The organism is Streptomyces sp. NPDC096310 (genome assembly GCF_044763125.1).
Classification (GTDB): domain Bacteria; phylum Actinomycetota; class Actinomycetes; order Streptomycetales; family Streptomycetaceae; genus Streptomyces.
The window spans coordinates 1-12,169 of sequence record NZ_JBIWFO010000019.1 but is presented as its reverse complement, the minus strand read 5'-3'; the positions used below and the strand labels follow the sequence as shown (position 1 = coordinate 12,169).

12 protein-coding genes and 1 pseudogene are annotated in these 12,169 nt (G+C 71.8%); 4 read left to right on the top strand and 9 right to left on the bottom strand.

What is annotated here, in order from left to right; all coding sequences use genetic code 11:
- Positions 1–44 precede the first annotated feature (44 nt).
- Entirely contained in the window at positions 45–428 is a 384-nt protein-coding gene (locus tag ACIQ7D_RS27850) for an ATP-binding protein (protein ID WP_403941992.1), read from the top strand.
- Between the two features lie 262 nt (positions 429–690).
- Here the strand turns inward: ACIQ7D_RS27850 and ACIQ7D_RS27845 are convergent, their stop codons facing one another.
- The 5 genes from ACIQ7D_RS27845 to afsQ1 all read right to left on the bottom strand — a co-directional run bounded on the left by ACIQ7D_RS27845 (position 691) and on the right by afsQ1 (position 4,879).
- Complete coding sequence (locus ACIQ7D_RS27845; protein ID WP_403941989.1) at positions 691–900, bottom strand: PspC domain-containing protein; 210 nt, start codon at positions 898–900, stop codon at positions 691–693.
- A 95-nt stretch (positions 901–995) separates the two neighbouring features.
- The gene (locus ACIQ7D_RS27840) at positions 996–1,658 is read right to left on the bottom strand and encodes a VanZ family protein (protein WP_403941987.1); all 663 of its coding nucleotides are present in this window, start codon (positions 1,656–1,658) and stop codon (positions 996–998) included.
- A 160-nt stretch (positions 1,659–1,818) separates the two neighbouring features.
- On the bottom strand, positions 1,819–2,502 hold the full coding sequence (locus ACIQ7D_RS27835; RefSeq protein WP_403941985.1) for a hypothetical protein: 684 nt from the start codon (positions 2,500–2,502) through the stop codon (positions 1,819–1,821).
- A complete protein-coding gene (locus ACIQ7D_RS27830; RefSeq protein ID WP_403941983.1) occupies positions 2,499–4,205 on the bottom strand; it encodes an ATP-binding protein in 1,707 nt (568 codons plus the stop codon). Before ACIQ7D_RS27830 ends, ACIQ7D_RS27835 begins: the two co-directional genes overlap by 4 nt.
- Positions 4,202–4,879: a two-component system response regulator AfsQ1 gene (gene afsQ1 / locus ACIQ7D_RS27825; RefSeq protein WP_403941981.1), complete on the bottom strand. Its 678-nt coding sequence runs from the start codon at positions 4,877–4,879 to the stop codon at positions 4,202–4,204. The genes ACIQ7D_RS27830 and afsQ1 overlap by 4 nt, the downstream gene beginning before the upstream one ends.
- Positions 4,880–5,038: 159 nt before the next feature.
- Here afsQ1 and ACIQ7D_RS27820 point away from each other — a divergent pair, with 159 nt between their 5' ends.
- A complete protein-coding gene (locus tag ACIQ7D_RS27820) occupies positions 5,039–5,800 on the top strand; it encodes a SigE family RNA polymerase sigma factor (protein WP_403941979.1) in 762 nt (253 codons plus the stop codon).
- 373 nt (positions 5,801–6,173) lie between these two features.
- On the opposite strand, the gene ACIQ7D_RS27815 is transcribed toward ACIQ7D_RS27820, so the two are convergent.
- Positions 6,174–6,854, bottom strand: coding sequence for a uridine kinase (locus ACIQ7D_RS27815; RefSeq protein WP_403941977.1), 681 nt, complete (start codon positions 6,852–6,854; stop codon positions 6,174–6,176).
- Between the two features lie 180 nt (positions 6,855–7,034).
- On the opposite strand from ACIQ7D_RS27815, the gene ACIQ7D_RS27810 reads away from it, so the two are divergent.
- Positions 7,035–7,457, top strand: coding sequence for a hypothetical protein (locus tag ACIQ7D_RS27810; RefSeq protein ID WP_403941975.1), 423 nt, complete (start codon positions 7,035–7,037; stop codon positions 7,455–7,457).
- Positions 7,458–7,570: 113 nt separating this feature from the next.
- On the opposite strand, the gene ACIQ7D_RS27805 is transcribed toward ACIQ7D_RS27810, so the two are convergent.
- From ACIQ7D_RS27805 to deoC, 3 genes are read right to left on the bottom strand one after another with little or no spacing between them, the layout of a single operon-like run.
- Complete coding sequence (locus ACIQ7D_RS27805; RefSeq protein ID WP_403941973.1) at positions 7,571–8,515, bottom strand: aldehyde dehydrogenase family protein; 945 nt, start codon at positions 8,513–8,515, stop codon at positions 7,571–7,573.
- Positions 8,508–9,962, bottom strand: a complete 1,455-nt coding sequence (locus tag ACIQ7D_RS27800; protein ID WP_403941972.1) for an aldehyde dehydrogenase family protein — start codon at positions 9,960–9,962, stop codon at positions 8,508–8,510. The genes ACIQ7D_RS27805 and ACIQ7D_RS27800 overlap by 8 nt, the downstream gene beginning before the upstream one ends.
- A gap of 7 nt (positions 9,963–9,969) precedes the next feature.
- Complete coding sequence (gene deoC, locus ACIQ7D_RS27795; protein WP_403942246.1) at positions 9,970–10,917, bottom strand: deoxyribose-phosphate aldolase; 948 nt, start codon at positions 10,915–10,917, stop codon at positions 9,970–9,972.
- Positions 10,918–11,356: 439 nt separating this feature from the next.
- Between deoC and ACIQ7D_RS27790 the strand changes: the two are divergent.
- Positions 11,357–11,968, top strand: a pseudogene (locus ACIQ7D_RS27790) (PH domain-containing protein); the annotation flags it as partial.
- Positions 11,969–12,169 lie beyond the last annotated feature (201 nt).

Genomic DNA, 12,169 nt, shown 5'->3' with positions numbered 1-12,169 from the left:
GCTCATATTCCCCGTATCCCCGAGTCCCCAAGGACGAGATCCCGATGAAGCAGTCCGCCGTCAAGACCCTCGGTGTCGCCGCCCTCGGCGCCGCCTTCGCCGTAGCCGCCGCGGGCAGCGCCTCCGCAGCGCCCGCCGTCCCCGACGCGGGTGCCGCGCTCGGCGTCGTCGGCTCCGTCGCCAAGACGCTGCCCCTGGACGAGGCCGCCACACAGCTCCCGCAGCCGCTCTCCGGCGCGGCGACGGCCGCTGGAAGCGCGGTGGACACCGTCGAGTTCACCACGCCGTACGCGCTCGACGCGGTCCGCGCCTCCAACCCGCTCGGCGACCTGGTCTCCGACCCCCTCGGCACCCTTCTCGGCGGCCTGCCCGTGAACGGCCTGGCCGATGGCGGCCTCGGCGTCAACGGCATCCCGCTCGGCGGCTGACCCCTCCCGCCCCGGCCCGAGCCGACTCGGGCCCGTCCGGCTGGTCCGCGTCCGGCTGGTCCCCGTCCGGCCCGGTCCGCTCCCGAGCCGGATCCCCTGCCGTCCGGGACCACCGTCCAGGACACCACGCGGTGGGCCGCGTACCCCGGATCCGGGGTACGCGGCCCACCGTCGTGTGTGCGCGCGCCCGTACCGGCATCTACGGCGTTACGGACGCGCGCACGGCATCGGGGCCGGGCGTCGGCGGAGCCCGGCGGGCGGGCTACCAGGCCGTGGAGGCCGACGCCCGCTTCTCGCCGGGCAGCAGTATCCAGAGCGCCAGGTACAGCAGGAACTGGGGTCCGGGCAGCAGACACGAGACCAGGAAGATCACGCGCATCGTGCTCGCGGAGGTGCCGAAGCGCTGTGCCAGCGCCGCGCACACCCCGCCGAGCATGCGTCCGTGACGGGGGCGGACCAGACGACCGGCCATGGTGGGCTCCTTCACGAGACCATCGGGGGAGCATCCCTTGTCCGTGTGCTCCCGATGACTCCATGGTCGCGCGGCGGAGGGAGCAAAGCATCCCTCTACGGGGCGATCCCGACCCTGGGAATCGTCGGGGTGACCCCCTGAGGGTTCTCCTCCCGCAGAACGTTCTCGCCCGCGGCGGCCCTCCTGAGGGCCGACTCCCGGACCGTCGTCTCCCCACCGGCCCGGGCCCGGCCGCCGGCGGTACGGGGCGACGAAGGCCCCCCGCGCACCGTACGGGGCCGCCGCACCCGGCCCTCCCCGCGGAGCCTGGCCCGGCACGCGGGCACCACCGCGAGATGCGCGAGCGCCACCCCGACGGTGTTGAGCAGCAGGGAATCCACATCGACGACCCGGCCCGGCACCACGGTCTGCGCCATCTCGATCCCGAGCGAGAGCAGCGCGCCCGCCGTGACCGTACGCGTCAGGGAGGCCCAGAAGGAGACGGCGATCCGGCCGTCCACCAGCGGCAGCAGCACCCCGACCGGGGCGAGCAGCAGCAGCCCCTCACCGATCCGGCGCGCCGCCTCCAGCGGCCCGAGGGCCAGATCGGCCCTGATGCCCGCGAACGGCGTCAGATTGGCCGCGTTCACCCACATCACATCGAGAGGGCGGAGCGTCACCCACCCCACCAGTGAGAGATGCACGAGCAGGGATACGAACCCCGCCACACGGAAGCGGAAGACGGCACTGCCGCCCGGACCTTGACGCACGCTTCCCAAGACGCGGCGCGCCTCGTCATCGGTTCCGGGCGGATCGGGGCAACGCGCGGTTGAGACCGGAGTCACCCGCCCGGTGGGCCGGAGCGGGCACCTCGCTCGAACGTACGGACGATGGTGCGGGCGGCCTCGTACCGCCCGAACGGAGCGCGGTGGGCGTGACTCAGCCGCCGCTCGCGCTCGCACTCGGGGTCAGGGTCGGCACATCGGCGTCCGGATGCCGCTTCGTCTCCTGGTCGCAGACATAGGTACGCGTCGGGTACGCGCCCGGGCCGCCCAGGACGACCCGGCCGTCCGAGCCCGCGCTCTCCGCGAACGTACAGACGATCTGGGCGAGCGCCGCGGCGGGCAGATCCTCCGGCTGCCGGCTGAGGCGCAGCGCCCCGGCCGGATCGCCGCCGTGCGCGGCCGAGACGGTCAGCGGCCCCCGTACGGACGTGGTGAACCCCGCCTCGCGCTCGGCGGCGGACGGCTCGGCCTGCAACGCGTCCAGCAGCGTCTGCGCGGCCCCCACCCGGGCGTCGGCGGCCTTGCCCGCCGGGGCCCCGGCCGTACGCCCGACGGACGCGAGGCCGGAGGCGCACACCAGATAGACCCGGACCGCAACGCCGGACTCCGACTGCGCGGCGGCATCCTTCCCGGCGATCTCGCACGGCATCCGCGACGGCGCGGGCCCGGCGTCCACCGGTACGGAGGTGGTCCTGATCCCGCACCCGGCCGCGAGCGCCATGAGCACGACCAGACCGGCGATGCGCCCGGCGACCGTACGGGCATCCGCAACCGTACGGACGCCCGCAACCGTACGTCCGTCCGTACGGCGACGACCGGCCCTCTTCCCCCGCGTCACGGCGTCCCGCCCGCCTCTCCCGGCTCCGTGTCCCCGGACCCGGGACCATGGTCCCGGTCCGGCTCCTCCCCGCCGTCGCGCGGCAGCCGCAGCACGAACATCGCGCCGCCGTCCGGCACGTTCGCCGCCATGATGTCCCCGCCGTGGATATGCGCGTTCTCCATCGCGATCGACAGGCCGAGCCCGCTGCCCTCCGAACGCGGCCGGGACGCGCTCGCCTTGTAGAAACGGTCGAAGACATGCGGCAGCACGTCCTCGGGGATGCCCGGGCCGTGGTCCCGTACCTCGATGACCAGTTCGTCGTCCTCGGTCCGCACCGCCACCCGCACCGGCGAACCGCCGTGCTTGAGCGCGTTGCCGATCAGATTCGCCAGGATCACGTCGAGCCGGCGCGGATCGAGCCGCGCCATGATGCCGCGCTCCGCGTCCAGCTCCACCGCGTCCAGCCAGGCGCGTGCGTCGATGCACGCCGTGACCTGGTCCGCCACATCGACGTCGTCCAGCACGAGCCGCGCCGTACCGGCGTCGAAGCGGGTGACCTCCATCAGGTTCTCGACCAGCACATTGAGCCGCCGTGTCTCGCTCACCACCAGCGTCACCGCCGGCGCGATCATCGGGTCCAGGCTGTCGGCCTCCTCCTCCAGGACCTCCGTCACGGCGGTGAGCGCGGTCAGCGGGGTGCGCAGCTCGTGCGACATGTCGGCGACGAAGCGGCGGCTCGACTCCTCCCGCGCGCTCATGTCCGCGACCTTCTTCTGCAAGGACTCGGCGGCGCTGTTGAACGTACGGGACAGATCCGCCAGCTCGTCCGAGCCTGACACCCGCAGCCGCGTCCCGAACTTGCCCTCGCCGAGCTGCCGCGCCGCCTCACCGAGCCGCTGCACCGGCCTGAGCACGGTCTCGGCGGCGGCCTGCGCGAGCAGCGCGGAACCGATCAGCGCGAGCGTCGTGGCGATCCCCAGCGACCAGGCCAGCGAGTTGAGATCCGCCTGCTCCTGGTCGAGGGACTTGAACAGATAGCCGGTGGGACCGCCCCCGATGATCCGCGTGCCACCCACCAGATAGGGGGTGCCGCCGCGCTCGGTGCGCTGCCAGAACACGTGGTACGGGTACTTGTTGGACGCCGTGACCTGCTGCCGGTCGTTCACGGCGTTCCGCAGCGATTCCGGCACGTCGTCCATGGTGAACAGGTCGGGATCGGAGGCGCCGACGATCGGCTTCCCCTTGTCCCGCGCGGCGATCAGCACCACGCTGTAACCGGAGTTGTCGCCCGCCATCCGCTCCGCGGTGTTCTGGAGATCGCCCTGCCGCGGCCAGAGCGGCAGCTCGGCGGCGCGGCTCTGCATCTCCTGCTGGAAGTCGTTGAGCGCCGAGTCCTGCGTACGGGTCAGCACCGCCTGGCGGTTGAGCCAGTACGCGATCCCCGACGCGGAGACGGCGGCCGTCAGCGCCACGGCCCCGAAGACGATGACGAGCCGCAGCCGCAGACTCGTCCAGCGGAGCCCGGCCAGAAACGCCTTCCTGGCCGTACCGCCCTTGCCCGCGGCCGGGCTGCCGCGCCGCGGACGGACATACGGGTCCACGGCCTGGTCCGCGGACCCCTGGTCCTGGCACGGTTCCGTACCCGGGTGACGGTCGTCGCCCGCCCGCTCGCTCTTCTCCGGGCCGGTCTCCGGCCCGTCCCCCCTGGGTACGTCACTCACGAAGGCGTGTCCAGCCTGTAGCCCACCCCGCGCACGGTACGGATCAGCGTCGGCGAGGACGGCACGTCCTCCACCTTGGCGCGCAGCCGCTGCACGCACGCGTCCACCAGCCGCGAGTCACCGAGATAGTCGTGCTCCCACACCAGCCGGAGCAACTGCTGCCGCGACAGCGCCTGTCCGGGCCGTCGGCTCAGCTCCAGCAGCAGCCGCAGCTCGGTCGGCGTGAGCTGAAGGTCCTCACCGTTCTTGGTCACCGTCATCGCGGAGCGGTCGATCACCAGACTCCCGAACGTCGCGGAGTCCGTGGCCTCCCGCTCACCACGTCGCAGCACCGCGCGGATCCGGGCGTCCAGCACCCGGCCCTGCACCGGTTTCACCACATAGTCGTCCGCGCCGGACTCCAGTCCGACCACCACGTCGATGTCGTCGTTACGGGCGGTCAACAGGATGATGGGCAACTGGTCCGTGCGACGGATCCGGCGGCACACCTCGAACCCGTCGATCCCGGGCAGCATCACATCCAGCACGATCAGATCCGGCCGCTGCTCGCGGAGCAGTTTCAGGCCGTCCTCACCGGTCGCCGCGGTGGCCACCCGGTGGCCCTGGCGTGACAGGGAGAGTTCGAGGGCCGTGCGGATGGCGTCGTCGTCCTCGATCAGCAGCAGAAAAGGCACGGAGGTCATTGTGTCCCATGGGGGGACCGGAGTTCGACCGTTGCGTGCCACCGGCCCCTGTGACACGGCTGTGACAGTCGGAGGACAGGGCCATGAAACTGCCCCGGCAAGCTCATTGCCACACGGAACGAAGAGACTCCAACCGACGGGGGGCGCGGGATGAACGCACTGCACGGAACGACCTCAAGCGCAGTGGTCACGCGTCTTCACGACGTCACCAGGAGTACGGAGAAGTCCGGCGCCGTGAACGGGCGGGGGTGCGTTCGCGGCGCCGGGCGTCAGCACAAGCCGTCGTACATGACGGTGGTTGACGCGCCCCAGGCGGGCGGCGGGAAAGTCGCGTACGGGGAGGCCACGGGGGCCACGGGGGAGCGGACCGCTCCGGCGGGGACGGCGGACGCCGAAGCGGCGTTCACTGCCTACGTCCAGGAGCGCCGCGCCTCCCTGTACGCGACGGCCTACCACCTGACCGGGGACCGGTTCGAGGCCGAAGACCTGCTCCAGAGCGCCCTGTTCTCCACGTACCGGGCTTGGGACAGGATCAGTGACAAGGCGGCGGTCGGGGGCTACCTCCGCCGCACGATGACCAATCTGCACATCAGCGCCTGGCGCAGGCGCAAGCTCAACGAGTACCCGACGGAGGAGCTGCCGGAGACGGCGGGCGACACGGACGCGATGCGCGGCACGGAGTTGCGCGCCGTGCTCTGGCAGGCGCTCGCCCGGCTGCCCGAACTCCAGCGGACGATGCTCGTCCTGCGCTACTACGAGGGCCGCACGGATCCGGAGATCGCGGACATCCTCGACATCAGTGTCGGCACGGTGAAGTCGAGCATCTGGCGGTCGCTCCGCCGGCTGCGCGAGGACGAGGTCCTCAGCTTCGGCCGTGACGAGGAAGAGTCCTTCGGCGAACTGGTCGCCTGAGGGCAGTGGGGGGAGCACGGGGGAAACACGGGGGAATGCGGGGGGTCCGTCGTTTCGGGGGAGACGGCGGAAGCACGGGGGAAATATGGGGGGTTCGGGGGAGAACCCGTGGGGAACGGGGGGAACCACGGGGGACAGGGGGGATACGGGGGGATACGGGGGGACAGTAAAAGCCGCGGGGGAACTGCGGTGACCAATGGGGGAACACGAAAAAGGAAGCGGGACCGTACGGGCTGGGGGGCCGGTACGGCCCCGCTTTCGTGTTCTGTGGGGGCGGGGGCCGTGCGGCCCCCGCTCTTCGGGGGCGGACGTTTCCGTACGCGCCGAGTTCCGTCCGCGCGGATTTTCGTGCGTGCCGGTCAGGTGGAGCTGGTCAGGTGGAGCTGGTCCGGGTGGCCGTGGGCTCCGCGGGCAGCCCGGCGTCCTGTTCGGCGCGCGGCATGAGGCGCCGCCCGGCTCTCGCCGCGGCGATCCGGTCCAGCGCCTCCGGCCTGGCGCACGGGTGGGCGCCCAGCGCCGTCTGCCGTTCGACGATCGCGCGCTCGGCGCGCATCAGCCGCCAGCCGCGCCGCAGCAGGAACGGCACCGACTTCCGCCCCTCGCGCAGATCGCGCGCGAGACGCCGCCGGAACGTGGTCGAGGGCCGGCCCCGCAGACAGAGCGCGTCGGCCAGCAACCCCAGCTCCCGGCAGCGCGCGACGATGTCCGCGGCGAAGATGCCCTCCGCGAGGAACAGGGGCGCCCCTTCGACGTCCAGCGCCTCCGTGTCCACGCGCGAGCTGGTGGCGATGGAGTAGACGGGAACGGTCGTACGGCCCGTACGGCACAGCTCCACGATCGCGGCGATCGCGGCGTCGGCGTCCCAGGAGCGTACGGAGTCCCAGTCGATGTCCGCGCTGTCGGGGACCAGTGGCAGCGTCGGGTCGTCGCCCTCCTTGTAGAAGTCGTCGAGGCGCAGCACCGGCAGCCCCGTACGGGCGGCGAGAGACGACTTTCCGGAGCCGGACGGCCCCGCGAGCAGCACGACTCGGGGCGGAAGAGTGGGAGAGCTCACGGGACACCAGTGTGCGGCATCCGTCCGTACGGTGAACCCCTGGGGGCGATCAGGCGAGTTCCCGTGGTCGATTTGGCGGGTTTATCGGCATCGCGAACGGTGCGTCAACTACGCTGAGTGCCGCTTCGATTACCCAAAACCACCAACCGGCTTGCTCGATCCGGCCAGGCAGGACATCTCATGGCACGTCACGCACTTCCCCCCGCCCCGCGTCGCACCCTGCTGCGCGCCGGCCTGACCCTCACGGCGGCGGGCGCGGCCCTCGGCCTGGGCGGGGCGGCGGCCCACGCGGCCCCGGCGCCCGCACCCGCCTCCTCGTCCGACACGGAGGCGCAGATCGCCGAGTCGGGCCGGGCGGCGGGCCAGGCCCTCACCGGCGCGCTCGGCTACGGGGTGGCGGGCGCCCTGAACCCGATCACCTCCCTCAAGCTCAACCCCCTGGCCGGTACGGGCGTGGACCCGCTGGACAATTCGCTGGGCACCCAGGTGGCGGACTTCAAGCCGATCTCCACGGCCCCGCTCACCGACCCGCTGACCAAGGGGAGCGGCGCGCTCAAGGACATGCCGCTGGTGGGCCAGGTGGTGGCGCTGCTGCCGGGGTGAGCCGTGCGAGGACCGCATGGAGAAAGCCCTGTCTCCCCTTGAGCGAGGGGAGACAGGGCTTCCGCGTTGACGATTCGCTACGCCGATTCGCTACGCCGATTCGCTACGCCGATTCAGTACGCCGAGCCGGACGCACCCAGGCTGCCCGTCGGGTGCCAGACCGTCTTCGTCTCCAGGAAGGCCGTCAGGCGGTGCGTACCCGGGTCGGCCGTCCACTCCGTGGCGCCCGGGGTGCCCGTGGCGCCCGTGGCGTCCTGGGCGCGGGGGCGCCGTACGCGCTTGAGGTTGTCGGCCGCGGCGATCTCCAGCTCCTTGGCCAACGCCTCGTCCGCGCCGGTCAGATCGATCCCGTTGACGTCCTGGTGCGCGGCGAGCGGCGCGGCGATCTCCGCCGTACGGCCGGAGAGGATGTTGACCACCCCGCCCGGCAGGTCCGACGTGGCCAGTACCTCGCCCAGCGAGAGCGCGGGCAGCGGGAACGTCTCGCTCGCCACGACCACCGCCGTGTTGCCCGTCGCGATCACCGGCGCGATCACCGAGACCAGCCCCAGGAACGACGACTCACGCGGTGCCAGGACCGCGACGACACCGCTCGGCTCGGGCGTGGAGAGGTTGAAGAACGGCCCCGCGACCGGGTTGGCCCCGCCCGCGATCTGGGCGATCTTGTCCGTCCACCCCGCGTACCAGACCCAGCGGTCCACCGCCGCGTCCACCACGGCCGCCGCCTTCGGCTTCGACAGGCCCTCGGCCTCCGCGACCTCCCGTACGAACTGCTCCCGGCGGCCCTCCAGCATCTCGGCGACCCGGTAGAGGACCTGGCCCCGGTTGTACGCCGTCGCGCCCGACCAGCCGCCGAACGCCTTGCGGGCCGCGACGACCGCGTCCCGGGCGTCCTTGCGGGAGGACAGCGGGGCGTTGGCCAGCCAGGCGCCCTTTGAGTCGGTCACTTCGTACACCCGACCGCTCTCGCTCCGGGGGAACTTGCCCCCTACGTACAGCTTGTAGGTCTTGAACACGTTCAGACGGCCGGTGGCGGCGCCTGCGGAATCCTTAGACATCGAGGTACGCCTCCAGGCCGTGGCGACCGCCCTCGCGGCCGTAACCCGACTCCTTGTAGCCGCCGAAGGGCGAGGTCGGGTCGAACTTGTTGAACGTGTTGGCCCAGACGACACCCGCCCGGAGCTTGCTCGCGACCGCGAGGATGCGCGAGCCCTTCTCCGTCCAGATGCCCGCGGAAAGGCCGTACTGCGTGTTGTTGGCCTTCGCCACGGCCTCGTCGGGCGTACGGAACGTCAGCACCGACAGCACCGGGCCGAAGATCTCGTCCCGGGCGATGGTGTGCGCCTGCGTGACGTTGGTGAAGAGCGTCGGCGCGAACCAGTAGCCGGCCGACGGCAGCTCGCACGCGGGCGACCAGCGCTCCGCGCCCTCCGCCTCGCCCGTCTCGGCCAGCGCCCGGATCCGGGCGAGCTGCTCGGCGGAGTTGATCGCGCCGAGGTCGGTGTTCTTGTCCAGCGGATCGCCCACGCGCAGCGTGGACAGCCGGCGCTTGAGCGCGTCCAGCACCTCGTCGTGGACCGACTCCTGGACGAGCAGCCGCGAGCCCGCGCAGCAGACCTGGCCCTGGTTGAAGAAGATGCCCGTGACGATGCCCTCGACGGCCTGGTCGACCGGGGCGTCGTCGAAGACGATGTTCGCGCCCTTGCCGCCCAGTTCGAGCGTGGCCCTCTTCCCCGTACCGGCGATCTCGCGGGCGATGGCCTTGCCGACGGCGGTCGAACCGGTGAAGGCGACCTTGTCGATGCCCGGGTGGCCGACGAGCGCCGCGCCCGTCGTGCCGTCGCCGGTGATGATGTTGACAACGCCCTTGGGGAGCCCGGCCTGGCGGCAGATGTCCGCGAAGAAGAGCGCGGAGAGCGGGGTCGTCTCGGCGGGCTTCAGAACGACCGTATTGCCGGTGGCGAGCGCCGGGGCGATCTTCCAAGCGAGCATGAGGAGCGGGAAGTTCCAGGGGATGACCTGCCCGGCGACCCCGAGCGGGCGCGGATCGGCGCCGTAACCCGCGTGGCCGAGCTTGTCGGCCCAGCCCGCGTAGTAGAAGAAGTGCGCGGCGACCAGCGGGAGGTCCGCGTCGCGGGTCTCCTTGATCGGCTTGCCGTTGTCGAGGGTTTCCAGCACGGCCAGTTCGCGCGAGCGCTCCTGGATGATCCGCGCGATACGGAAGAGGTACTTGGCGCGCTCGGCGCCGGGCAGGGCCGACCACTTCTCGAACGCCTTACGGGCGGCCCGTACGGCGCGGTCGACGTCGTCGGCACCGGCCTGCGCGACCTCGGACAGCACCTCCTCGGTGGACGGGCTGACGGTCTTGAAGACCTTGCCGTCGGCCGCCTCGCCGAACTCGCCGTCGATGAACAGCCCGTAGGAGGGCGCGATGTCGACGACCGAGCGGGACTCGGGGGCGGGCGCGTACGTGAACGGGTTCTCGGGTGTGCTCTGTGATGCCATCTCTGCCTCAGTCCACCGTGACGTAATCGGGGCCGGAGTACCGGCCGGTGCTGAGCTTCTGACGCTGCATCAGCAGGTCGTTCAGCAGACTGGAAGCGCCGAAGCGGAACCAGTGGTTGTCCAGCCAGTCCGCGCCCACGGTCTCGTTGACCAGCACCAGGAACTTGACCGCGTCCTTCGTGGAACGGATGCCGCCCGCGGGCTTCACCCCGATCCGCACCCCGGTCTGCGCCCGGAAGTCGCGTACCGCCTCCAGCATCAGGAGCGTGTTGGCGGGGGTGGCGTTGACGCCGACCTTGCCGGTCGACGTCTTGATGAAGTCCGCGCCCGCGATCATGCCGAGCCAGGACGCGCGGCGGATGTTGTCGTACGTGGACAGCTCGCCGGTCTCGAAGATCACCTTGAGCCGGGCGGCCCCGGCCGCCTCCTTCACGGCGCGGATCTCCTCGTACACCTTGAGGTAGTGCCCCGCGAGGAACGCGCCGCGATCGATGACCATGTCGATCTCGTCGGCGCCCGCGGCCACGGCGTCCCGCGTGTCGGCGAGCTTCACGCCGAGCGCGGCGCGGCCGGCCGGGAAGGCGGTGGCGACGGAAGCGACCTTCACCCCGGACCCGGCGAGCGCGGCGACCGCGGTCTCCGCCATGTCCGGGTAGACGCAGACGGCGGCGGTCGCGGGCGTCGTACGGTCGGTCGGATCGGGGCGTACGGCCTTGGCGGCGAGCGCCCGGACCTTGCCGGGGGTGTCCGCGCCTTCGAGCGTCGTCAGGTCGATCATGGAGATCGCCAGATCGATGGCGTACGCCTTGGCCGTGGTCTTGATCGAACGCGTACCGAGCGCGGCGGCGCGGGCCTCCAGGCCGACGGCGTCGACACCGGGCAGCCCGTGCAGGTAGCGGCGCAGTGTGCTGTCGGACGCGGTCGCGTCAGCGAATGCGGGGGTGATGGTGGGCATGGTCACCAGATGAGCATATCTACGCGCGTAGCGACCTGTACAGGGGGTGTGAGGTTCCGCGAACGGGCTGTTTCCGAGCTGTGACCCGGGGCGCCCCAGGGGTGCCCGATACGCGGGCGGGGGATGACCGTGGACCGGGGCGTCGCGGGCGGGGGCGTCCATGGGCGGGGGACGGGGGCCGCGCCTGTCGGAGCCGTACGGCAGAATCGGACGTATGACGAGCCCTGCCCCCGACCCTGCGCCCGAGCCCGATTCCGAACCGGGTTCCGCAGCGGGTACTGAATCCGGCTCCGGTTCCGGCTCCGGTTCCGGCTCCGGTTCCGGCTCCGGTTCCGGTTCCGGCTCCGGTTCCGGCTCCGGCTCCGGTTCCGGCTCCGGTTCCGGGCCCGAGTCCGGTTCCGAGCCCGGCGCCGCTGCGGAGCCTGCTCGGCGGAAGGCGGAGCCGGCCTACGCCGATCGTGTCTTCCGGTCCGGCGGCGGGATCGTGGGCGGCGCCCTGCTGCTCGCGCTCGTCCTGTGGATCGGCATCGACGCGCTTGTCCGGGGTACGAGGAGTACGCCGTGGCTGGCGCTCGCCGGGATGCTCTGCGCCGTACCGCTGATCGTCGCGTTCACGCTGCGCCCTGCGGTTTTCGCGGGCGAGGACCGGCTCCGGATCAGGAACCCGTTCCGGACGATCGTCCTGCCCTGGGGGTCGGTCACGGACATACGGGCCTCGTACTCGTGCGAGGCGTTCACGCGGGACAACGGAAAGTTCCAGCTCTGGGCGGTCCCCGTCTCCCTGCGTCAGCGCAAGCGCGCCGCCCGCCAGCAGACCCGCAGGGCGGGCGACGACCCGCACGGCAGGACCTCGGTCAACGTGGACGTCACGGACCACCAGGCCAGAATGGCCACGGCGGATCGCACAACCGCCGACCTCAAAGACCTGGCCGAACGCTCCGCCACCCGCACCACGGCCCAGGGCGCCCCGGTGATCCGCTGGGCCTACGAGGTCATCGCCCCGTCAGTGGCGGGCCTGGTGGTCCTGCTGGTCCTGCTGCTGGCGCGCTGAAGGCCCAGGGAAGCCACAGGCAATCCGGGGCGCGGGCGGTCGTGCCTGTCGGGGTGGGCGCGGGGTGTTTTGTGGCGGGCGGGCCGCCCCCTCCCTGATCCGATGATCGCGGTTCCGGGCCGGGCGTCAAGGGCGCTCCTGCGTCGCGTCGGCTTCGCCGATGTCGCTGCGCTCCACCCTTGACCCCCGTCCCTGCACCGC